19 protein-coding genes and 1 rRNA gene are annotated in these 21,479 nt (G+C 60.9%); 5 read left to right on the plus strand and 15 right to left on the minus strand.

All coding sequences use genetic code 11. The features are described from left to right. Nucleotides 1-156 precede the first annotated feature (156 nt). Nucleotides 157-272, plus strand: a 5S ribosomal RNA gene (gene rrf / locus AC2CGI_RS00005). A 258-nt stretch (nt 273-530) separates the two neighbouring features. Next, a complete protein-coding gene (locus tag AC2CGI_RS00010; RefSeq protein WP_076741034.1) occupies nt 531-1,841 on the plus strand; it encodes an MFS family transporter in 1,311 nt (436 codons plus the stop codon). A 36-nt stretch (nt 1,842-1,877) separates the two neighbouring features. Here the strand turns inward: AC2CGI_RS00010 and pssA are convergent, their stop codons facing one another. From pssA to trxC, 4 genes are all read right to left on the minus strand, one after another. Then, complete coding sequence (pssA, locus tag AC2CGI_RS00015) at nt 1,878-3,233, minus strand: CDP-diacylglycerol--serine O-phosphatidyltransferase (RefSeq protein WP_076741035.1); 1,356 nt, start codon at nt 3,231-3,233, stop codon at nt 1,878-1,880. Nucleotides 3,234-3,385: 152 nt separating this feature from the next. Next, nucleotides 3,386-6,034 (minus strand): bifunctional acetate--CoA ligase family protein/GNAT family N-acetyltransferase, encoded by a 2,649-nt coding sequence (locus AC2CGI_RS00020; RefSeq protein ID WP_076741036.1) that lies wholly within the window; start codon nt 6,032-6,034, stop codon nt 3,386-3,388. A gap of 42 nt (nt 6,035-6,076) precedes the next feature. After that, a complete protein-coding gene (locus AC2CGI_RS00025; RefSeq protein WP_049187045.1) occupies nt 6,077-6,772 on the minus strand; it encodes a tRNA-uridine aminocarboxypropyltransferase in 696 nt (231 codons plus the stop codon). A gap of 113 nt (nt 6,773-6,885) precedes the next feature. Next, nucleotides 6,886-7,305 (minus strand): thioredoxin TrxC, encoded by a 420-nt coding sequence (trxC, locus tag AC2CGI_RS00030; protein ID WP_004928868.1) that lies wholly within the window; start codon nt 7,303-7,305, stop codon nt 6,886-6,888. A gap of 207 nt (nt 7,306-7,512) precedes the next feature. Here trxC and AC2CGI_RS00035 point away from each other — a divergent pair, with 207 nt between their 5' ends. After that, complete coding sequence (locus AC2CGI_RS00035; RefSeq protein ID WP_015378876.1) at nt 7,513-8,601, plus strand: tRNA/rRNA methyltransferase; 1,089 nt, start codon at nt 7,513-7,515, stop codon at nt 8,599-8,601. A 58-nt stretch (nt 8,602-8,659) separates the two neighbouring features. Here the strand turns inward: AC2CGI_RS00035 and emrB are convergent, their stop codons facing one another. From emrB to AC2CGI_RS00070, 7 genes are all read right to left on the minus strand, one after another. Beyond that, nucleotides 8,660-10,201 carry a multidrug efflux MFS transporter permease subunit EmrB gene (gene emrB, locus AC2CGI_RS00040; RefSeq protein ID WP_161800767.1) on the minus strand — a complete coding sequence of 514 codons (1,542 nt, stop codon included), beginning with the start codon at nt 10,199-10,201 and terminating at the stop codon, nt 8,660-8,662. Nucleotides 10,202-10,215: 14 nt separating this feature from the next. Beyond that, nucleotides 10,216-11,388 carry a multidrug efflux MFS transporter periplasmic adaptor subunit EmrA gene (gene emrA, locus AC2CGI_RS00045; protein WP_015378875.1) on the minus strand — a complete coding sequence of 391 codons (1,173 nt, stop codon included), beginning with the start codon at nt 11,386-11,388 and terminating at the stop codon, nt 10,216-10,218. 23 nt (nt 11,389-11,411) lie between these two features. Next, nucleotides 11,412-12,863 (minus strand): efflux transporter outer membrane subunit, encoded by a 1,452-nt coding sequence (locus AC2CGI_RS00050; protein WP_004928878.1) that lies wholly within the window; start codon nt 12,861-12,863, stop codon nt 11,412-11,414. Between the two features lie 28 nt (nt 12,864-12,891). Beyond that, on the minus strand, nt 12,892-13,410 hold the full coding sequence (gene mprA / locus AC2CGI_RS00055) for a transcriptional repressor MprA (RefSeq protein ID WP_004928879.1): 519 nt from the start codon (nt 13,408-13,410) through the stop codon (nt 12,892-12,894). Between the two features lie 162 nt (nt 13,411-13,572). Continuing rightward, nucleotides 13,573-13,920 (minus strand): L-valine transporter subunit YgaH, encoded by a 348-nt coding sequence (gene ygaH, locus AC2CGI_RS00060; protein ID WP_015378874.1) that lies wholly within the window; start codon nt 13,918-13,920, stop codon nt 13,573-13,575. Continuing rightward, nucleotides 13,910-14,656, minus strand: coding sequence for an AzlC family ABC transporter permease (locus AC2CGI_RS00065; protein WP_004928884.1), 747 nt, complete (start codon nt 14,654-14,656; stop codon nt 13,910-13,912). Before AC2CGI_RS00065 ends, ygaH begins: the two co-directional genes overlap by 11 nt. Before the next feature lie 121 nt (nt 14,657-14,777). Then, a complete protein-coding gene (locus AC2CGI_RS00070; RefSeq protein WP_076741037.1) occupies nt 14,778-15,977 on the minus strand; it encodes an MFS transporter in 1,200 nt (399 codons plus the stop codon). Between the two features lie 105 nt (nt 15,978-16,082). On the opposite strand from AC2CGI_RS00070, the gene AC2CGI_RS00075 reads away from it, so the two are divergent. Then, nucleotides 16,083-16,961 (plus strand): LysR family transcriptional regulator, encoded by an 879-nt coding sequence (locus AC2CGI_RS00075; RefSeq protein ID WP_004928891.1) that lies wholly within the window; start codon nt 16,083-16,085, stop codon nt 16,959-16,961. A 30-nt stretch (nt 16,962-16,991) separates the two neighbouring features. Here AC2CGI_RS00075 and proX read toward each other — a convergent pair whose 3' ends face one another. The 3 genes from proX to proV all read right to left on the minus strand — a co-directional run bounded on the left by proX (nt 16,992) and on the right by proV (nt 20,364). After that, on the minus strand, nt 16,992-17,993 hold the full coding sequence (proX, locus tag AC2CGI_RS00080; protein WP_004928894.1) for a glycine betaine/L-proline ABC transporter substrate-binding protein ProX: 1,002 nt from the start codon (nt 17,991-17,993) through the stop codon (nt 16,992-16,994). A gap of 69 nt (nt 17,994-18,062) precedes the next feature. Further along, the gene (gene proW, locus AC2CGI_RS00085; RefSeq protein ID WP_004928897.1) at nt 18,063-19,169 is read right to left on the minus strand and encodes a glycine betaine/L-proline ABC transporter permease ProW; all 1,107 of its coding nucleotides are present in this window, start codon (nt 19,167-19,169) and stop codon (nt 18,063-18,065) included. Further along, nucleotides 19,162-20,364, minus strand: a complete 1,203-nt coding sequence (gene proV / locus AC2CGI_RS00090) for a glycine betaine/L-proline ABC transporter ATP-binding protein ProV (RefSeq protein WP_004928900.1) — start codon at nt 20,362-20,364, stop codon at nt 19,162-19,164. The genes proW and proV overlap by 8 nt, the downstream gene beginning before the upstream one ends. A 126-nt stretch (nt 20,365-20,490) precedes the next feature. Between proV and AC2CGI_RS00095 the strand changes: the two genes are divergently transcribed. Next, the gene (locus AC2CGI_RS00095) at nt 20,491-20,748 is read left to right on the plus strand and encodes a hypothetical protein (RefSeq protein ID WP_130054917.1); all 258 of its coding nucleotides are present in this window, start codon (nt 20,491-20,493) and stop codon (nt 20,746-20,748) included. A gap of 22 nt (nt 20,749-20,770) precedes the next feature. Here AC2CGI_RS00095 and AC2CGI_RS00100 read toward each other — a convergent pair whose 3' ends face one another. Continuing rightward, nucleotides 20,771-21,457, minus strand: coding sequence for a response regulator (locus AC2CGI_RS00100; RefSeq protein ID WP_004928904.1), 687 nt, complete (start codon nt 21,455-21,457; stop codon nt 20,771-20,773). Nucleotides 21,458-21,479 lie beyond the last annotated feature (22 nt).

Consider the following 21,479-nt stretch of genomic DNA (forward strand, 5'->3'; position numbering starts at 1 on the left):
TGTAAGTGCAGCGATGCATTGAGCTAACCAGTACTAATGATCCGTGAGGCTTAACCTTACAACACCGAAGGTGTTTTTAGAGAGATTTTCAGCGAAGTTCCGAGATTGGTTCTGATGGCGGCACGAGAGTGAAGCGGTTGGAATAAAACGAATTTGCCTGGCGGCAATAGCGCGGTGGTCCCACCTGACCCCATGCCGAACTCAGAAGTGAAACGCCGTAGCGCCGATGGTAGTGTGGGGTCTCCCCATGCGAGAGTAGGACACTGCCAGGCATCAAATAAAGCCGAAAGCCCTGAACTGACGTTCAGGGCTTTTTGCTATGGGAAAAATGGAAAATCCCCGTTGTAATCCGCTTCAGCTTTCATCGTACTGTTTAATATTCATCACAAAACCAACGCATTGTTTCTCTGAATGTCAGATATTCTTCGTCCGCTATTAAGTTTGGCTGTTAACTTATAAATAACAATAAAGTAACAACCAGGGCGGCAGGAAGCCGAATTTCATCATTGCTATGGCTCGGAGAAAATATCATGACAGAAACAACCTCGGCTCTTGGGGATGAGCACGGCGTCGAACAGGGGGCGCTGGATAACAAGAAACGCATTTTCGCTATCGTCGGAGCTTCATCAGGCAATCTGGTGGAGTGGTTTGATTTTTACGTTTATTCCTTCTGTTCCATTTACTTTGCCGCCTCGTTCTTTCCGGCGGGCAACAGCACCACGCAGCTGTTGCAAACCGCCGGGGTATTCGCCGCCGGCTTCTTTATGCGGCCGATCGGCGGCTGGCTGTTCGGCTATATTGCCGACAAGCATGGCAGAAAAAACTCCATGCTGCTTTCAGTCTGCATGATGTGCGCCGGATCGCTGGTGATCGCCTGCCTGCCGACGTATGAATCGATCGGCAGCTGGGCGCCAGCGTTGCTGCTGATCGCCCGCCTGTTCCAGGGGTTGTCGGTGGGCGGCGAGTATGGCACCAGCGCCACCTACATGAGCGAGGTGGCGATCAAGGGGCGGCGTGGCTTCTACGCCTCGTTTCAGTATGTCACGCTGATCGGCGGGCAACTGTTGGCGTTGCTGGTCCTGGTGATCCTGCAGCAGATATTGCCCGCTGAAGAGCTGAAAGCCTGGGGATGGCGCATTCCGTTTGCCCTGGGGGCCGTGTTGGCGATAGTCGCGCTGTACCTGCGCCGTTCGCTGAATGAAACCTCCGATGCGAAGACGCGTAACCACGAGGATGCCGGTTCGCTGACGGGGCTGTGGAAAAATCGCAAGGCGTTCCTGATGGTGCTGGGCTTTACCGCCGCCGGTTCACTGACCTTTTACACCTTCACCACCTACATGCAGAAATACCTGGTGAACACCGCCGGTATGGACGCCAAGCTGGCCAGCGCCATCATGACCGTCGCGCTGTTCGTCTTTATGCTGCTGCAGCCAGCGGTAGGCGCGTTTTCGGACAAAATCGGCCGTCGCAGCTCGATGCTGATCTTCTCAGCCTTCGCCACGGTGTTGACGGTGCCGATCCTGTTCGCTCTGAAAGAGGTGACCAACCCCTTTATGGCGTTTGGCCTGATCGTGCTGGCGCTGTTCATCATCAGTTTTTACACCGCGATCAGCGGGCTGCTTAAAGCCGAAATGTTCCCGCCGGAGGTGCGCGCGTTAGGGGTGGGCTTGTCTTATGCGGTGGCGAACGCCATGTTCGGCGGCTCGGCGGAATATGTCGCGCTGTCGCTTAAATCGTTTGGCGTGGAGAACGCTTTCTTCTGGTATGTCTCCGGCATGTGCCTGCTGGCGTTGCTGGTTTCACTCCGACTGCATCGCAAAGGCAAGGAGATACAGCTGTAATAAAAACCCCGGCCTTGGCCGGGGTCAGCATACCGCTTACAGGATACGGCTAATCAGCCGATCGATGCGGATGCGGCGCAGACGGCGAATCAGCTTGCGCACCTTGATCGGGTACTGCTGAATGCTTTGCAGCTCCTGATAGTGGCCGACCACGGTGGTGTGGGTGCGGATGCATTCCAGCTCTTTCTGCCGTTGCTCGCGCAGCTCTTGCTTGGGATCGTGGATCAGAATGGCGTTTTCCAGATCCAGCCGCCAGGCGCGCGGGTTGAGGTTATTGCCGGTAATCAGCTGCCACTCTTCGTCTACCCACATGCCTTTCAGGTGATAGCTGTTATCGCCATCCTTCCACAGCCGCACGATCAGTTGGCCGGTGTCGATGTAACGCTGCAAGCGGCTCAGGAAGCGGCGCAGGTTGATCTCATACAGGTAGGGTAGCGCGCCGATGATTTTGAACGGCTGGTCTTCAGGAATATAGAAGTCGTTGGCGGTTTTATCGCCGACGATGATTTCCACCTGCTTACCCTGTCGCAGCAGATAAATGATGTTGCGCACCAGCAGCGCCGGCAGGTTGAAGTAGGGGGTACAGAGCGTCAGTTTCTGGTCGGCGCACGACATCAAGTGATGAATGGTTTTATTCAGCACGCTTTGTTTGCCTAGCCCAACCATCGGCGTCACCGCCAGCTCATCGTTGCCGGCTTTGCCGCGGAAGTGATAACCGGCGCGGCGCAGGGCGAAACGGAACAGACGGGTCTCGTTTTTGATCTCCGGGCTTTTCGGCCGATCGCTGCGATCCAGGCGTTGTACGGCGCCGGCAGTGAGCAGATGCTGCTTGATGTAATCGATCAGGGTATCGGCCAGCACGCCGTTGGTGATCAGCTGGTAGCGATCGTAACGGTATTTCTCATGCTGATGCAGATAAACGTCGTTAATGCTGGCGCCGCTGTAGATCACGGTATCGTCGACCACAAAGCCCTTCAGATGCAATACGCCCAGCGCTTCGCGGGTATTGACCGGCACGCCGTAGATCGGTACCGACTGTTCCGGATGTTGGCTGGCCATGGCGCAGTACCAGTCGGCGTTGGTATTGGCGGCGGCGGCGCCGATGCGCCCACGCTGTGCGCGGTGCCAGTCGACCAGTACGCAGATTTCCAGCTCGGGCCGCCGCTGTTTGGCTTGATACAACGCATTGAGGATCTCGCGCCCGGCGTCGTCATGCTCCAGATACAGGGCCACCAGATAGATGCGTTGGGTGGCGTTGGCGATGGCGTCCAGCAGCGTGGTGCGAAAATCGGACGGCGCGTACAACGTACGAACATCAGCAACCGTCTGGGGGAGTTTGGGCAGTTGTGCAAGGTGTTGTTGATGTTTGCTACGTTTAAATTTTGACAACATCACAGTGCGTTTCTTCTCTCATGATTGATGGCCAGAACGCCACAGGCATAAAAACAATAAACCGAATAATCGGGCGATAATACCATTAGTTGCCCCGATTGTGCGTATGTTTTGGCGTTAAGTGGTGGATTCGTAGCGCATTGCGACGCAGGTCACTGCGCGTCGTCAGCCTGCAGCGGCAGCGTCAGATTGACGATGCCGTCCTCAAGCTGCACCTCAATGCCAAAGCCCAGCCGCTGAGCCAGTGCGATCATGCCGCGGTTATTCGGCATGGTGATGCCGCTCAGACGGGTCAGGCCATGAGCGCGCGCATAGGCGATCATTTTCTCCAGCAATTGACGCCCCAGGCCCAGGCCTTTCAGGTCGGAACGCACCAGCACGGCGAATTCGGCGTCGGTGTTGTCCGGATCGGACAGCGCGCGGGTCACGCCGATGATCTCTTCTGCGCGCACCGCCACAAAGGCCATTTCTCGATCGTAGTCGATCTGCGTCATGTTGGCCAAATCGTCATGGGTAAACTCATTGATCTCGCTGAAGTAGCGATAATAGAGATCTTCCTTGGTCACCCGGTCGATGAAATGCTTCAGCGCCGGTTCGTCTTCCGGCAGGATCGGGCGGAACAGGCACTGGCTGCCGTCTTTCAACGCGATGGTCTCTTCCAGCTCATGCGGATAAGGGCGGATCGCCAGCCGCGCCTGCGGATCGCCGCTGAACGGCGCGAGCTGCATCGAAACGTCCAGCAGGGTGAATTCGCTGCCGGAAGCCAGCACCGGGTGAATATCCAGCCGGGCGATCTCAGGGCAGTCAAGGATCAGGTTGGAAACCTGCACCAGCAAGCGGCTTAGCCCGGGGATATCTAAAGGCCGCAGTGCGCTGCGCCCGCGGATCTTGCCGCCTTTCACCGCCTGCAGCACCAGATAACGCGCCAGCGCCATATTCAACGGCGGCAGCGCGACCGCCACCTGATTTTCCTGGCGCCACTCTACGCCGCCTTCGCCCAGCATGATCAGCGGGCCGAAAATGGCATCCTGCTCCACGGCGATGCGCAGCTCCTGGGCGCCGGCGCGGTTGGCCATGCTCTGCACCAACAGGCCGTGGATACGCGCCTGAGGATAGGTACGCTTCACGCGGTCGAGGATCGCCTCCGCCGCGCGTTGCACTTCGGTCGCGGTGCGCAGGTAAAGCATCACGCCCTGAACTTCCGACTTGTGCGGGATATCCGGCGAGCGCAGCTTCAGCGCCACCGGGTAGCCGATCTGCTCGGCAATGTGCACCGCTTCGGCGCTGTCTTCGGCGATCCAGGTCGGCAGGGTGCTCAGGTCATAAGCCTGCAGAATGGATTGCACCTCGTGGGTATCCAGCTGGGTGGCGCCTTCGGCCAGCGCCTGATGGATCAGGCGGTGGGCGTCGGCGGTATTGGCGGTCAGGCCGACCGGCAGCGCCGGCGTCTCTTTCAGCTGCTTTTGGTTGCGGCGGTATTCCACCATATGCATAAAAGCGGTCACAGCGCCTTCCGGCGTGCGGTAGGTGGGAATGGCGGCCTCGGTAAACAGCCGGCGCGCCTCTTGAGAAGAGTATTCGCCGCACCAGTTGGTCAGCAAGGTGATGCGTTTGCCGCGCGCATGGCGGTGCAGCGCGTCGATCAGCCGCTGCGCCGTGGCGGTGCCCGGCGCCGCCGCGCTCGGCGCATGGATCAGCAGCAGCGCGTCATAGTCGTGGCTGTCGAGCAGCGCTTCAATAGCCGCCAGGTAGCGCTGCGGCGTGGCGTCGTCGCGCAGATCGAGCGGGTTGCCGGCGCGAATGAAATCCGGCAGCGCATCGCTCAGCTTCGCCAGGCTCTCCTCGCTCAGCGTCGCCAGCTTGCCGTTGCGCCCGAGCAGCTCGTCCAGCGCCATCGCCGCCGGCGCCGCCCCGTTGCTGACGATCATCAGCCGTTCGCCGCGCAGCGGATGCATATGGCTGAGGGTTTCCACCGCTGAGAACAGCTCATGGGTATCCTGCACGCGCAGCAGGCCGGCGCGCTGGATGGCGGCGTCATAGGCGGCGTCCAGCCCTTGCTGGCTGTTGAGCAGTAATTGCGCCTGTTGGCTGCGGCCGCTTTTGATCACCAGAATGGGCTTATTGCGTGAGGCGCTGCGCGAGGCAGAGAGAAAGCGCCGTGCGTCGCTGATGTTTTCCAGATACAGCAGGATGGCGCTGGTCTTGCCGTCGCGCGCCAAAAAGTCGAGTAGATCGTCGACGTCGATATCCAGGCTGTCGCCCAGCGCAATGAAATAGGAGAAGCCGACTTCGCGCTGCTGCGCCCAGTCGAGAATGGTGTTGGCGACGGCGGCGGACTGCGAGATAAACGCCAGCTTGCCTTTTTGGATCGGCACCGGCGAGAAGCTGGCGTTAATGCCCTGCCACGGCGCCAGCAGTCCCAGACTGTTGGGGCCCAGCAGCCGCATGGCGTAGCGCTGCGCGCAGGCTTTCAGCTCGGCGAACTGTTCTGGCGGTGAAGAGAGCACGATGGCGGTTTTACAGCCGCGCTGCCCCAGCGCGTCGAGCAGCGCCAGATTACGCTTGGCGTGGGTGCAGATGATCGCCAGATCCGGCGTCAGCGGCAGGCTGGCGACGTCGGGATAGGCCATGACGCCGCATACCGCCTTGTAGCGCGGCGTCACCGGCAGGATGGGGCCGCCGAAACCGCCGGCCAGCAGGTTGCTCATCATCAGGTTGCCGGCGCGGCCCGGCTGCTGCGAAGCGCCCAGCACGGCGATCGATTTGGGACGTAGTAGCGCTTCTAACCCTCGCTGGCTCATGCACGGCTCCTTTTGGCAACGTTACGCCTGATTTTAGGCGCTTTATGGCTGCATTGCTGTGACCGGTGCCTCCGGCCGGGTCGGTTTTCCCGCCAGATACTGTTGACGGAAATAGCGAAAATGCTGATTCAACCCTTCGGCGGCCGGCAGATCGCCCGCCTGTTGCAGCAGGGCGGCGGCCACTTCCGCCGTGCAGTGTTGCTCGGCGCGGCTGGCTTCGCGCAGCTGGTAGTCCGATGCGGCGTCGACGTTGAGGGAAAACACCGGGAATTGATTGAGATACGGGCTTTTACGGAACATTTTGCGCGCCTCCGCCCAGGTACCGTCCAGCATGATGAACAGCGGCGGTTTGCCGCCGACGGGCAGCGCGCTGAACACCGGCCGTTCGGCGTCGGCGTAGGACGCGGGGAACACCACATAAGGCTGCCGTGTCGGATCGTTGATGGCCGCCAGCAGGGCGGGATCGACCTCGGTGCGCGACCAGAGGAACGCCTGGGTGTCCGGCAGGATATCGGCGATCAGGCGGCCGGTGTTGCTGGGCTTGAGCGGCTCGGCGCCGAACATGATCAGGCAGAAACGGCTGCCGGCCTGCTGTGGGCGAATGGTGTCGCACAGGCAGTTTTTATGCGGCAGCAGGCAACCCTGACAACGCGCCACCCGGCAACCGCGCGCCAAAAAAGGGCGGGTGGCGCGGTCTAAACGGAATTGGCGCAGGCGAAGTACGGCGTTGTCGGTCATAACGATCCTGGGGAAAAACCGCTATTGTAACGCAGAAAAAAGCCCGCCGGGAGGGGCGGGCTCGATCGGGGGCGTTCGCGCGCAATGGCGGGATACGGCCTATACTTGCCGAATCACACTAACTCGTTGAGCCAGTTGTCAAACGGCGCTTTCGGCATCGCGCCGTTGAGCATGTCGACCATCTTGCCCTGACGGAACACCATGATGGTCGGGATGCTGCGGATGCGGAAACGGGCGCTCAGCTCCGGCTCGGCTTCGGTGTTCACTTTCACGAAGCGCACTTTGCCGGCGCGCTCTTCGGCCACGTCTTCAAAGATCGGCGCAAAGCTGCGGCACGGGCCGCACCACGGCGCCCAGAAATCGACCACGACCGGCAGATCGTCCTGCAGCAACTGGTCCAGCGTGGCGGCGGTGGCGTTGATCACTTCACCGTCGAAGAGCTCATGGCCGCAGCGGCCGCATTTCGCATTGTCCGCCAGACGTTCTTCCGGCACGCGGTTGGTGGCATTGCAAGCTGCACAAACTGTATTCATGTTGACCTCGGGTACAGAGAAAGCATGGTCCCCGCAACGCGGTTGCGGAGATGTTTCTTTAATGCTGACAATTATCGGCAAAACCCGGCGCGTGAACAATGAGGTTTGTTCAATGGATGTGATAGTTGGGAGCTTTTAGCGCAAGTTGGTGGCTTCGTGCACCAACATCAGGTAATCTTCGCGCCCTGCGCGTTGGTGGAGAAGACAATGAACGATTCATTTAGTGGCAAGAACGGTAAAGTCAAAGTGATGTACGTCCGCAGTGACGACGACAACGGCGACGACCGTAACAAGAATAAACGTCCGGCCGGCAAAGGCCGCCCGGCTGACGGTGCGCGATCGGGCCGCACCGGTCAAGACAAGGCGCGCGGCGGCAACGATCGCCGCGGCGCCGACTCCCGCCGCAGTGAAAGCGATCGTCCTCGCCGTCCGGCGCGCTCTGAAGATCGCGGTGGCAATGAGTCGCCGTGGAGAACCGTCTCGCGCGCGCCGAATGAAGAGCCGGCGTTCGATCATGGCGGCATCAGCGGCAAAAGCTTTATCGATCCTGAGCAGCTGCGCCGCCAGCGCGCGGAAGAAACCCGCGTTTACGGTGAAAACGCCTGTCAGGCGCTGTTCGCCAGCCGTCCGGAAGCGATCGTGCGCGCCTGGTTCGTGCAGTCGGTCACCCCGCGCTTCCGCGAAGCGCTGCGCTGGATGGCGGCTAACCGCAAAGCTTACCACGTGGTGGATGAAGAAGAACTGGCCAAGGCTTCCGGCACCGAGCACCACGGCGGCGTCTGCTTCCTGATCAAAAAGCGTCAGGGCCTGGATGCGCAGACCTACCTGAAAAGCGCGCCGGCGACCGACTGCGTATTGGCGCTGGAAGAAGTGGGCAACCCGCATAACCTGGGCGCCATCGTTCGTTCTTGCGCCCACTTCGGCGTCAACGGCGTGCTGCTGCAGGATCCGGCGCTGCTGGAATCCGGCGCGGCGGTGCGCACCGCAGAAGGCGGCGCGGAGCACATCAAGGCGATCAACGCCGATGATTTCCTGTCGGTGCTGGATACCTTCCGCAAGGCGGGTTACACCATCGTCACCACCTCCAGCCACAAAGGCACCGCGCTGGCGCAGGCCAAGCTGCCGGCCAAGATGGTGCTGGTGCTGGGCCAGGAACGCGACGGTCTGAGCGACAGCGCCTGGCAGCAGGGCGATATGAACGTGTCCATCGGCGGCACCGGCAAGGTGGAAAGCCTGAACGTTTCCGTGGCGACCGGCATTCTGCTGGCGGACTGGTGGCGTCAGAATCAGGCGTAATTTTCTACGTCGGATAAAAAAACGGGCGCCCCAGGGCGCCCGTTTCGTTTATTGAAGCTTAGTGAGCGCCGCCGCCCCCGCCGCCGCCGGAGCTGAATGGCGGTTTCGCCACCCACACCAGCACCAGCAACACCAGGAACACCCCGGCCGACAGCCAGAATATCTCGTTGGCGGAGATGATCAGGCCCTGCGCGGTGATCTCGTTGGCGATATACGCCGACGCCTGCTGCTTGCTCATGCCGAGCTGCTCCAGTTGCCGGTACATCTCCTGCGACTGCGGGTTGTACGGGTTGACGAACTCCGTCAGTTGCGAATGGTGCTGCGATTCGCGCTGCGTCCACAGGGTGGTGGTGATCGAGGTACCGATCGAGCCCGCCAGCGTTCGCGTGAAGTTCGACAGGCTCGATGCCGCCGCCATGCGTTCCGGCGGTAGGCCGGACAGCGTGATGGTGGTCAACGGCATGAAGAAGCAGGCGATGGCGAAGCCCTGAACGAACTGTGGCCAGGCGGATGCGCCGAAGTCCATGCCCGGTTCAAACGTATAGGCGCGCCAGTAGAAGCACACGGCATACATGATGAAGCTGAAGGTCACCAGCCGGCGCATGTCGAGCCGGTTGCCGAACTTGCCGATGATCGGCGACAGCAACACTGGGATCAGCCCGACCGGCGCCGACGCCAGCCCCGCCCAGGTGGCGGTATAGCCGTACACCTCTTGCAACAGCTGCGGCAGCAGCACGATGGCGCCGAAGTACAGCATGTACGCCAGACTGATGCACAGGCAGCCGATGGTGAAGTTGCGCGACTTGAACAGCGACAGATCCACCACCGGATGGTCGTCCGTCAGCTCCCACACCACCAGGAACAGCAGCGCCACCACCGCCACGACGGTGAGCGTGATGATCTCGGTCGAGTTGAACCAGTCCAGCTCCTTGCCCTGATCGAGCATGATCTGCAGAGAACCGATGCCGACGATCAGCAATACCAGGCCGACGGTGTCGATCGGTTTGATCTCGGTTTTGGTTTCCCGCCCCTTCAACGTCGCCATCGCCGCCACGATCACGAAGACGCCGATCGGGATGTTGATGAAGAAGATCCAGCCCCAATGGTAGTTGTCGCTGATGTAGCCGCCGAGGATCGGCCCGAAGATTGGCGCGACGATAACGGTCATCGACCACAGCGCCAGGGCCATCGCTCGCTTGGCGGGCGGGTAGTTGTTCAACAACAAACTCTGCGACAGCGGGATCAGCGGCCCGGCCACCACGCCCTGGATCACGCGGAAGAAGATCAGCATGCCAAGGCTGTTGGAGATGCCGCACAGCCAGGAGGCGATGGCGAACAGCGCGGTGGACCAAAGGAACAGCCGCACTTCGCCGAAACGCTTCGCCAGCCAGCCGGTGATCGGAATCGAGATGGCGTTCGCCACGCCGAACGAGGTGATCACCCAGGTGCCCTGCGAGTTGGAAGACCCGAGGTTACCGGAAATGGTGGGGATCGCCACGTTGGCGATGGTGGAGTCCAGCACCTGCATGAAGGTCGCCATGGCGAGCGCGACCGTCATCCAGGCAAGCTGGGCACCTTCAAGCGGTTTCTGTGGCAAGATGGCCTCCCGCGCGCTTAGCCGGCGTTCGCATGGATCACGTCGGCGATCAGCTGGTTAACCGGCGCCAGATTCAACGCCAGCGCGTCGCTCTGATACAGCGGTTTGTCGCGCACCACGTCGGCCAGCACGCGGCCGTCCAAATTGGCGGTGTCGACGGTCACCAGCGTCGAAAGACCGATGCGCAGCGGATGATCGGCCACCTGCTTGGCGTCGAGCTCAATACGCACCGGCAGGCGTTGCACCACCTTGATCCAGTTGCCGGTGGCGTTTTGCGCCGGCAGCAGCGAGAAGGCGCTGCCGGTGCCCATGTCGATACCGGCCACTTTGCCCTGATACACCACGTCGTCGCCGTAGACGTCGCTGACCACCGTCGCCGGCTGGCCGATGCGCATATTGGCGATCTGCGTTTCCTTGAAGTTGGCGTCAACCCAGATGTGATCGGCCGGCACTACCGCCATCAGCGGCGAACCGGCGGCGATCTGCGCGCCGACCTGCACGCTGCGGCGCGAGACATAGCCGGTAATCGGGCTGATCACTTTGGTACGCTGCAGCGCCAGCCAGGCGTCGCGCATCTGCGCGGCGGCCTGTTGGATCGCCGGCTGCTGTTCCAGCGGGGTGTTCAGCACCATCGCCTGGTTGGCGTTGTATTGCTGTACCGCCACTTCCAGCGCGGCTTTGGCGCTGTCGACCGCATCGCGAGCGTGTTGCAGCTCTTCGCGGCCGATGGCGTCAACGCTGCCCAGCACCACGCGGCGTTTCAGATCGTTCTCGGCCTTGCTCAGATCGGTCTTGCGCAGGGCGATGTTGGCCTGATACTGCTTGCTGTTGATGATCAGCTGGTGGGTCTGACGCACGCTGTTGGCCAGGCCGGTCTTGGCGCGTTCAAACGCCTGCTCGGCATCGGTCGGATCGAGCGTCAGCAGCACGTCGCCCTGCTTGACGTAGTCGGTGTTGTCGAAGTTGACGCTGTTCACGCTGCCGGACACCTGGGCCATGATCTGCACCTGGTTGCCGGAGACGTAGGCGTCGTCGGTTTCCTGGTGATGACGCAGCACCAGGAACCAATACACTAAATAAGCCACCCCTATAACAATGAAAATAACCGTCAGCAACAGCAGCCAAAATTTGCGCTGCTTCTTTTTGCCGCTCGGCTGCTGCGGGTTTTGGGTTTCCGCGCTTGCGCTCATGGTGTTCTCCAAGCCTTATATTATTATGCTTTCGAATCCGCTGCGGCCGGGGCCTGATAGCCACCGCCCAACGCGCGGATCAGTCCTATCTTCGCCTGCAGTAAATTGCTGCTGGCATTCAACTCCGCCTGTTGCTGCTGCAATAGCTGCGTCTGGCTGGTCAACAGATCGTCGCGCCCGATAATCCCTGCCTGGTAACGGGCGTTGGCGACCTGATACACCTGTTGCATCGACTGGGCCGCGGACGCCGCCTGCAGTTGCTGCTGCGCAGAACTCTGCTGGATGGTGATGGCGTCGGCGGTTTCCTGTACCGCATTCAGGATGGTTTGGTTGTAGGATTCCACCGCTTCGTCATACAGCGCGGATTCCTCGCCCAGCTTGCTGCGCAGGGCCCCGGCGTGGAAGATCGGCAGCGAGATCGCCGGCATCACGTTCCAGGCCTGGCTGGCCGCTTCAAACAGATTCGGGCTGGTGCCACTGGTATTGGTGGTCATCAGGCCGGCGAAGGCTGAAATGGTCAGGCTGGGGTAAAACTCTTTACGCGCGGCGCTGACGCGCTGGCTGTAAGACTCCACCAGCTGGCGTTGCGCGGCGATGTCCGGGCGTTTGCCCAGCAGATCCGCCGTCAGCTCGCCCTGCGGCGCCATCAGGTTGTCTGCGGGCAAAGGCACCTGACGCAGGTGCTGCATGGCGTTCGGCCCCTGGCCCGCCAGCGCGGCGAGCTGGTGTCTGAGCTGTTCGATTTGCGACTGCAGCTGCAGAATTTGCTGTTTGGCGACGTCGGACTGCGCCTGGGTTTGTTGCGGCACGTCGACGCCGGTCAGGCCGGCCTGATAGCGCTGTTGGCGCAGCGCGGTCAGGCGCTCGTTGTTGTTCACTTCCTGCTGCAGCAGCTTCTCGAGCGCCAGATTGCTCTGCAGCTGGTAGTAGGCGGACGCCACCGAGCTGGTCAGCGTCAACGCCGCCTGTTCCTGCTCGGCGCGCGCTGCGTTCACTTGCGCCTTGGCGGCGTTCACCTGGTTGCGGTATTTGCCCCACCAGTCGAACTCGTACGCCAGGTTCAACCCCAGCGAGTTGGAGCTTGAATAGATCGGCTTATGCGGATACCCCAGCCCCATATTGACGTTCTGCGGCACGCGCTGGCGCTGGGTGCTGGCGTTCAGATCCAGGTTCGGCCCGTTGGCGGCGCTGGCTTCGCCTACCACGCTCTGCGCTTCGCGCACGCGGGCGGCGGCCTGACGCAGGGTCGGCGAACTTTGCAGCGTCTGCGTCATCAAGGCGTCCAGCTGCGGATCCTTGAGGGCGCGCCACCACTGCGGGCTGACGGCCAGCGAACTGACTTTCGGCTGAGCCAACTGCAGGCTCTGCGGATCCATCAGCGTGGATTGCGGGGCAATATTATCGGTCGAAGCACACCCGGCCAGCAGCAACACGGCGAACAGCGGGGTGAATCTCCAGTGAAATGGGGATCGCATAAGTAGGTACCTGAACAGAAATTGTGAATTAGGGTAACTGTTCTGTGATTTCCATTTGATCCAGACGTGCCAGCAATTTGCGCGTCAGCTGTTCCAGCTGTTTTTGCTCATCGTCGGTCAGCGTGGACCACAGGAAATGCAGACATTGGTGCTGCGGCGGCAGCAGTTGACTGAGAAATTCTTCCCCCTGCGGCGTCAGATGCAGATGCAGGCAGCGGCGATCGTTGTCGCTTTCCCGGCGTTCGATCCAGCCGCGCTTCTCCAGCTCGTCGGCGATGCGGGTTGCATTGGTGCGCGAGGAGCCCAGGGCAGAGCTTAGCTCAGAAGGTTGGATGCTGTGGCTTTCCTGCGCATCCAGGGTAATCAGCGCCATAAACAGTGTTTCGTTAATCCCCTGCGCTTTCAGCATCTTATTGCGGTTTTCCAGCAGCTTGCCTTGCATGTGCATGCACAGGCGGGTCAGCAGGATTTCCTGATAAGGGAAATCTTTCTGCCGCGTGGCGCGGAAATTCAGCATTTGTTCTATGGGGGCAAACGAGCTTTCCATAATTTAGGGCCTCATTAATTTCGTTCGAGATAGTAACGACGGTGACAAATAATGTAAATGTTCAGCCGTGCGGATAATTTAGCAATTCGTGTCATTTGTCAGTGTTTGTAAAGATGTGGCGCCTGAAAACGCCAGTGTGAAGCCAAACGATCGGGAGCGGCGTCAGCCTGCACCGAAAAGCATTAACAGTTTTAATGTGACGCCAAAGGCCGTTGCGCCGAGCAGCGTCGACAGAATGATGCTTTTGCTGCGGTAGAAGCACAGTGCCAGCGCGGCGAACCCCACCAACGTCGGCAGCAGCTTGTCCGGTTCGCGCATCACCACCGGCGTGCTGGAGACCACCAACAGGGCGCAGATCGAGGCGATGCCGATGCTGTCGAGCAACAGGGCGGCTTTACCGCGTTTGAGGCCGGGCTGGGCGCGCGCCGGCGCCAGCCGCAGCGGCAGATAACGGAACAGGTAATTGGCGCAGCCCACCACCAGGCCGATCACCAGCACATCAGTGTTCATGGCTGGCCTCCGCCGGAGCTGGCTGGAACAGGGCGGCAATGCAGCCGGCGCCGATGCCGGCCAAAATGGCGACCGGAATGGAGAACAGCACCACGCCGAGCAGCGCGCCGGCCAGCGCGGCGGCGATAGTCAGGCTCTGCGGGCGGCGGAAGGCGGCCAGCAGGAAACTGAGAAACAGCGCCGGCAGCATGAAGGCCAGTGAGGCCTCGATCACCGGGAACTGCTCCAGCGGGCCGTTGCCGAACAGCGCGCCGAGCGCGGTGCCGGCCACCCAGGAGAGCCAGGAACAGAGCGCGATGCCCAGCATCCAGTTTTCGCTCCAGCTGCGGTTATTGCGCATCAGCCTGGCGGTGGCGGCGGCGAAGACCTCATCGGTCAGGCCAAAGGCCCATATCGCCGTTTTGCCGGGCGACATGCGCGAGACGATGCGGTGACGCAGCGCCGGGCCGTACAGCAGGTGGCGCACGTCCATCGCCATCACCGTCAATGCGGAGACCCACAGCGACATCCCGGCGCTCAGCAGGGCGGTGATCACGAACTGGCTGGCGCCGGCGTAGATGATGCAGGAGAAGAAAATGCTTTCCAGCGGGGAAAAACCCAGTTTGACGGCGCTGAGGCCGAAGGCGAACGCCACCGGGACATACCCGATGACGATCGGCAAACTGTCGACGACGCCGTTGGCGAAGGTGGCGCTGACGGCGGGCGGATTGAGGCTGTCTGCAGCTTGGCTTTGCATGGTTGTGGATCGCAGGGTAGATAGGACTTCAATAGTTTATGCCCAGAACATTACCAGAGAGTAAGTAATGTTTATACCCTGCACCGCTAATAAATTTCTTTAGTGACTATTTGCACGATAATCAGATTACTGCCGGCCCCTGCGGATCGTGGTGCTTGCCGAGCCACCAGGTCAGCAGGTTGAGCAGGCATAACACCCCGCCGGCGGCGGCCACGCCGTACCAACCGGCATGTTGATAGGCCGAGGCGGAGAGCAGCGAACCGAGCGCGCCGCCGATAAAGTAGCTGGTCATGTAGCCGGCGGTCAGGCGGTTGCGCGCGTCCGGCATGATGCGGTACATCACGCTCTGGTTGGTGACGTGTACCGCCTGCACCGCCAGATCGAGGATCAGGATGCCGGCGATCAGCGCCCACAGCGATTGTTTGGCGAACGCGATAGGGATCCAGGACAGCAGCAGCAACGCCAGGCCGACGGTGGTGGTCAGCCCGGCCTTGCCTTTGTCCGCCAGATGCCCGGCGCGCGAAGCCGCCAGCGCGCCGGCGGCGCCCACCAGGCCGAACAGCCCAATCACCCCCTCGGAATAGTTGAACGGCGGCGCGGCGAGCAAAAAGGCCATTGAGGTCCAGAGCACGCTGAAGTTGGCGAACGACAGGGCGCCGAGGATGGCGCGGGTGCGCAGCAGCGGCGTGCGGCAGAACAGGCTGAAGATCGAGGCCAGCAGCTGCGGGTAGTTCAGCCCGGAGTGTTGCTTATAGCGCGGCAGCGCGCGCCACAGGATCAGCGCCATCAGGATCATCAGCACGCTGGCGGCCCAGTAGATGGTGCGCCAGCCGCCGAACGACGCCAGTGCGCCCGCGACGGTGCGCGCCAGCAGGATGCCGAGCAGCAGGCCGCTCATGATGATGCCGACGGTCTTGCCGCGCTTTTCCGGGTGGGCCAGCGTGGCGGCCAGCGGCACCAGGATCTGCGCCACTACCGAGAACAGCCCGGTGAGCGCGGTGCCGAGGATCATCATCGGCAGCGTGGCGGAGGTGGCGGTGATCAGCATGCCCCCGGCGGCCAGCAGCGTCATGAAAACGATCAGCCCGCGGCGCTCGAACATGTCGCCGAGCGGCACCAGCAGCAGCAGGCCGGTGGCGTAACCGAGCTGCGCGGCGGTGACGATAAAGCCGGCCTGGTTGACCGACAGGTTGAAACTGGTGGCGATGGTTTCCAGCAGCGGTTGCGCGTAATAGTTGCTGGCGACCGCCAGGCCGGTGGCGATGGCGATCAGCACGGTCAGCGCCGGGCTGAGGCCCGGATGGGCGTTTTTTGGGGTCATGATTTTTTCATCACGGGAAGAAGATAGCGCGCAGTATCCGGCAACGCGTCTGCGGAAACCAATGTATAATTTTCATTTGATTTATCTCATTTCAAGATAGATGCCATGAACCTGAAACAGATCCGCTATGCGCTGGCGGTGGCGGAAGAACAGAGTTTCACCCGGGCGGCGCAGCGCTGCCATACGGTGCAGTCGGCGCTCAGCCACCAGATCGCCAAACTGGAAGAAGAGCTGGGCTGTACGCTGTTTGAACGCACCTCGCGCCGGGTGCGGTTGACCCCGGCCGGCCAGGCTTTCATTCCGTCGGCGCAGCGGCTGTTGGCGGCGCAGCAGGCGCTGGTGGAAGAGGTGACCGCCGCCGGCGATGCGGTGTCCGGCACCCTGACCATCGGCACGATTTCAACCATAAACGCGATTGATCTGACCGAAAAGCTCGACAAGTTTCATCGCCACTATCCGGCGGTGAACATCCGCCTTTACGTTGGCATGAGCGAAGCCCTGTTGGAGGACGTGCGTCAGCAGAAGTGTGATATGGCGTTCGTCGGCATCTGGCCCGGCGATGTCGATTTACTGCCGATGTCGCACCGGCAGTTGACCGATGAGCCGCTGGTGGCGCTGGTGGCGCCGCAGCACCCGCTGGCCAACCGTGAGCGGGTCAACCTGCAAGCGCTGGCGGAAGTGCCGCTGGTGGATTTCTACAGCGGCACCGGCGCGCGGCGCCAAACCGATCGCGCCTTCCTGGCGGCGGGCATCCGCCGGCACGTCAGTTTTGAGATCGATCATATCGAATGGCTGGAGAATCTGGTGCGGCGCGGGTTGGCGGCGGGTATCGTACCTGTCTCGACCGCGCAACGCTTAAGCGCGTTGGTGTCGATTCCGATTGAAGACGGGCCGCGGCGCCAGGTGTATTGCATTTGGCCGCAGCCCTTGTCGAACGCCGCCGCACGTTTTTTACAGTTCAGCGGCATCGATATGGCGGGGTAGGGGCGCGGCAAAGGCGGCGCCCCTGAACGGTTACGGCTTCGCCGCTGCGGCGGCGGTTTTCACCCAGCCGTCGAAGGTGGCCTGATGCGCCTTGATCCAGCCGTTAACGTGGTTCTGGATATCGGCTTCCGAAGCCTGGCCTTCATGCATGCGCAGGTTTTGCGCGTTGATGTCGGCGATCGGCAGCTTCATGATGGCGAACAGCTTGGCGGCCGCCGGATTGGCTGCGGCCCACTGCTTGTTGGCGGCGATGCGCATGGTGTTGACCGGGAAGCCGTAGTTGGCGCCGTTAGGCAGTTTGGTGTCAACGTTTTTCTGCTCGCCCGGCAGGGAGGAAAACGGCACCTGCAGCCAGACCACGTCGCGGCCCGGCACCATCACATCGCTGACCCAGTACGGCGTCCAGGTGTAATACAGCACCGGTTTACCCTCTTTGTAGCGGGTAATGGTGTCGGCGATCATCGCCGCGTAGTTGCCCTGATTGTGCTCGACGGTGTTGCTCAGGCCATAGGCCTTGATGTGGTGGTTGATCACCGCTTCGCAGCCCCAGCCCGGGGTGCAGCCGGTCAGATCGGCCTTGCCGTCGCCGTTGGTGTCGAACAGCTTGGCGATCTTGGGATCCTTGAGCTGCTCGACGTTGGTGATGTGGTATTGCTCGGCGGTTTTCTTGTCGATCAGGTAGCCCTGCGCGGCGCCGTTGACGTAGACGCCTTCGCGGTAGAACTTGGCGTCGCCGCCGGCGGCCTTGTACTGATCGGCGTGCAGCGGATCCCAGTTGACCGCGATAAAGGTCGCGTCACCGGAGGCGATCGAAGTGTAGGCGACGTTGTAATCCACTTCACGCGGTTCTTTCACGTCGTAACCCAATTTTTCCAGCGCCTTGCTGACCAGCAGCGTCTGGAAAGTCTCTTCGGAAATGGTGCTTTGCACCGGCTGTACCGCGATCCCCTTGCCGGGTAAATCTGCCGCGCTCACGCTCTGTGAGCCAATCAGCGTCGTCAGGGCGAGAGCCCAGATGCCCGTGGTGCGCATAGTGTTTCCCCTCTTTCGATGTGGTGGTGTCATAGCCCGCCGGGGCCGCAGCCGCCGGCGGGAAAAGCGTCAGGCTTGCTTGATGAACGGGCGAGTCAGTAACCCGATGGGGCCGCGGCGATACCAGCGGCCGATGCCTTTACTGCGGCGATCGCGCCCCAGCGATTGGGTGAGGCGATCGAGAATGATCGCCAGGATCACGATGCCGACCCCGCCGACGGCGGCCAAGCCCATGTCCAGCCGACCGATGCCGCGCAGCACCATCTGTCCCAGGCCGCCGACGGCGATCATCGAGGCGATGACCACCATCGACAGCGCCAACATCAGCGTCTGGTTAACGCCGGCCATGATGGTCGGCATCGCCAGCGGCAGCTGCACTTTGAACAGCAGCTGGCGCGGGCTGGCGCCAAAGGATTCGGCGGCCTCGATCAGATCCTCCGGCACCTGCTTGATGCCGAGAATGGTCAGACGCACGATCGGCGGCAGCGCGAAGATGATGGTTACCACCACGCCCGGCACGTTGCCGATGCCGAACAGCATGACGATCGGCACCAGATAGACGAAGGCCGGAGTGGTTTGCATGGCGTCGAGCAGCGGCCTAATCACCTTGGCGGCATGCTTGCTGCGCGCCAGCCAGATGCCGAGCGGCAGGCCGATAAGGATGCAGAAGAACAGCGCGGTCAGCACCAGCGCCAGCGTGACCATCGCCTGCGACCAGGCGCCGATGGCACCGATGGCGATCAGGGAGAGCAGCGTCGCGGCGCCCATGCCGAGGCCCGAGACCTGCCAGGCGAGCAGCGAGAACACCAGAATGGCGATCGGCGCCGGCATGCCCAGCAGCAGTTGTTGGAAGCCGCTCAGGATCATGTCCACCGGCACGCGGATGCCCTGGAACAGCGGGCGGAAGTGCAGCACCAGCCAGTCGATGCCTTGCGTGACCCAGGTGTCGAACGGCACCCAGGCTTTGTGGAACGGATCGAGCAGGCTGAAGTGCTCCGGCTGCGCCGGGGCGCCGCTGAGCCAATCGGCGCTTTGCCCGGCGGCGTCATGTGCGGCCGGCGGCGGCGCGCTGGACCAGGCGTCACCGGCGTTGGCGGCGGCATCGCTGGCAGGTGCGGCGCCGGTATCGGCCGGTGCGGTAGCCCAGGGATCTTGGGTTTGCGTGGTATCACTCATTGGTTGAGCCCTCCTTGTCCAACGCCTGCAGCAGCATGGCCTTGGAGATGATGCCGAGATAGTTATGTTCTTCGCCCACCACCGGCACCGCGCACGGCGCCTGGGCGACCAGGGAAATCAGATCGCTGAGCGGCGTGTCGGCCGGCACGGCGGCGGGGGCCTCGAGCAGGGCATCGTCCAGCGTTTGATTGGCGGACAGCGCCTTTTTCAACGACTCTATCGACACCACGCCGATAAATTTCTTCCCGCGTTCAACAACATAACCATAATCACGGTCCTCATCGCGCAGCAGCTGCAGCGCCGAGCGGGGGCCAAAACCGGGGGTTTTGCGGATCAGCGTCACCGGGCGCCGTTGGGCGATATCCTTGGCGCTGAATACATGACTGATGTCCACGCCGCGGAAGAAGGTGCGCACATAGTCGTTGGCCGGGTTGTTCAGGATCTCGTCCGGCGTGCCGACCTGGATCACCTCACCGCCCTGCATGATGGCGATGCGATCGCCAATGCGCATCGCTTCGTCCAGATCGTGGGAAATAAACACGATGGTGCGCTGATGCTGAGCCTGTAATTTCACCAGCTCATCCTGCATTTCGGTACGAATTAACGGATCGAGCGCCGAGAAGGCTTCGTCCATCAATAATATATCCGGGTTATTGGCCAGGGCGCGGGCTAATCCCACGCGCTGGCGCATACCGCCGGATAATTCATCCGGATAAGACAGCGCATAATTCTCCAGCCCGACCTGACGCAGGGCATCCAGCGCTTTTTCCTGGCGCTCCTGCAGCGGTATGCCGGCTAACTCCATACCGAAAGCGGTGTTATTCAGCACATTCATGTGCGGCATTAGCGCGAATGACTGGAATACCATGCTGATCTTATTTCGCCGCACGGTGCGCAGTGCGGTGTCAGATATTTTGGCGATGTCCTCACCGTCGATCAGCACCTGACCGCGGGTGGGTTCTATCAGACGATTGAGAAGGCGTACCAGGGTGGACTTGCCGGAACCGGAGAGCCCCATGATGACAAATATCTCGCCTTCTTCAATGGCCAGAGTGGCGTCTTTTACGCCGAGCGATAAGCCGGTTTTTTCAAACAGCCGATCTTTTGTCAGACCTTTATCCAGCAGTTTGAATGCGCGTTCCGGGTGTTCGCCAAATATCTTATACAGGTTTTTTACTTCGAGTTTAATTGCCATGCAATTTGCTGTTTCCTCTGGTTTAATTAACGCGTTATGGGCTGTCCTTAGCAAAATAAAAGAGCTTTTTACCCTAACACAGTGAATATCTGAGACAACCCTCAATGTCATTTAAATGGGATATTAGTGGTTTACATCAAGGTTTTAATTAGTTATGGTAATTTGGCCCGTGACTCAAAATTGACGGTCATTATTCGGCATAATGGTTTGGTTTTTGGGAAAATAATACGGTGTGGTGCAGAGAGATATTTTGGCGCCGCGCCTGCCGTTCGGATAATAAAAAACCCGACCAGAGGCCGGGCAAAAGTCATCAGTATTTCATCAGTTTTAACGACAGGTGCCGATATCGAGGGGGATATCGTCGAGCGTCATGTTATCGCCTGAGTATGACAGCCAGATGGCAGCCTCAGGCCTTGCGATACAGCCGCCGCGGATGGCCGATATTGCCGTACAGCATCTCCACCCGCACGAACTGGGTGGCGACGCAATATTCCAGATACCGGCGAGCGGTGGTCTTGCTGATGCCGACTTGCTCAACCACGTCTTCCACCGCATGCGCCACCGCCGGCTGGGCGATAAACAGCGCCTGCACCAGCTCCAGCGTGTTGGTTTCGATGCCTTTGGCGCTCGGCTCGCTGGAGAACTGTTTCGACTGCAGGTTATACAGCGCATCGACGTTGTCCTGATCGATGATCTTGAAGGTGCGCTGGGTCTGCACGAACTGCATGAAGCGTTCGAGCGAATTGCGCAGCCGCTTGTAGGACACCGGTTTGATGATGTAATCGAAGGCGCCGTTGCGGATCGCCTGGCTGCAGGTATGCATGTCGCTGGCGGCGGTGATGAAGATCACCGAACAGGCGGGATTCTTCACCGCCGGTTCTTCCATCAGCTCGATGCCCTGGCCGTCCGGCAGGAAGTTATCCAGCAGGATTAGCCGAGGCTGATGCTCGTTGGCTTTGGCCCGCGCTTCGGCCAGCGTGGCGGCGTAAGCCACCACCCGCAGGTTGAAATTTTTCTCGATGAACTCCGCGTGCAGCGTCGCCAGTTGCGGCTCGTCTTCCACGATCAGAACGTCCAGTGCTAGGTGTGACATAATCGGGTGCTCAAAAAATCGG

It is taken from the genome of Serratia sp. LSHTC3 (assembly GCF_057197125.1).

Bases quoted from the DNA above. Each gene is read 5' to 3' on its own strand.
- AC2CGI_RS00010 (WP_076741034.1), top strand. From the start codon at position 531: ATGACAGAAACAACCTCGGCTCTTGGGGATGAGCACGGCGTCGAACAG.
- pssA (WP_076741035.1), bottom strand. From the start codon at position 3,233: ATGTTGTCAAAATTTAAACGTAGCAAACATCAACAACACCTTGCACAA.
- AC2CGI_RS00020 (WP_076741036.1), bottom strand. From the start codon at position 6,034: ATGAGCCAGCGAGGGTTAGAAGCGCTACTACGTCCCAAATCGATCGCC.
- AC2CGI_RS00025 (WP_049187045.1), bottom strand. From the start codon at position 6,772: ATGACCGACAACGCCGTACTTCGCCTGCGCCAATTCCGTTTAGACCGC.
- trxC (WP_004928868.1), bottom strand. From the start codon at position 7,305: ATGAATACAGTTTGTGCAGCTTGCAATGCCACCAACCGCGTGCCGGAA.
- AC2CGI_RS00035 (WP_015378876.1), top strand. From the start codon at position 7,513: ATGAACGATTCATTTAGTGGCAAGAACGGTAAAGTCAAAGTGATGTAC.
- emrA (WP_015378875.1), bottom strand. From the start codon at position 11,388: ATGAGCGCAAGCGCGGAAACCCAAAACCCGCAGCAGCCGAGCGGCAAA.
- AC2CGI_RS00050 (WP_004928878.1), bottom strand. From the start codon at position 12,863: ATGCGATCCCCATTTCACTGGAGATTCACCCCGCTGTTCGCCGTGTTG.
- mprA (WP_004928879.1), bottom strand. From the start codon at position 13,410: ATGGAAAGCTCGTTTGCCCCCATAGAACAAATGCTGAATTTCCGCGCC.
- ygaH (WP_015378874.1), bottom strand. From the start codon at position 13,920: ATGAACACTGATGTGCTGGTGATCGGCCTGGTGGTGGGCTGCGCCAAT.
- AC2CGI_RS00065 (WP_004928884.1), bottom strand. From the start codon at position 14,656: ATGCAAAGCCAAGCTGCAGACAGCCTCAATCCGCCCGCCGTCAGCGCC.
- AC2CGI_RS00070 (WP_076741037.1), bottom strand. From the start codon at position 15,977: ATGACCCCAAAAAACGCCCATCCGGGCCTCAGCCCGGCGCTGACCGTG.
- AC2CGI_RS00075 (WP_004928891.1), top strand. From the start codon at position 16,083: ATGAACCTGAAACAGATCCGCTATGCGCTGGCGGTGGCGGAAGAACAG.
- proX (WP_004928894.1), bottom strand. From the start codon at position 17,993: ATGCGCACCACGGGCATCTGGGCTCTCGCCCTGACGACGCTGATTGGC.
- proW (WP_004928897.1), bottom strand. From the start codon at position 19,169: ATGAGTGATACCACGCAAACCCAAGATCCCTGGGCTACCGCACCGGCC.
- proV (WP_004928900.1), bottom strand. From the start codon at position 20,364: ATGGCAATTAAACTCGAAGTAAAAAACCTGTATAAGATATTTGGCGAA.
- AC2CGI_RS00100 (WP_004928904.1), bottom strand. From the start codon at position 21,457: ATGTCACACCTAGCACTGGACGTTCTGATCGTGGAAGACGAGCCGCAA.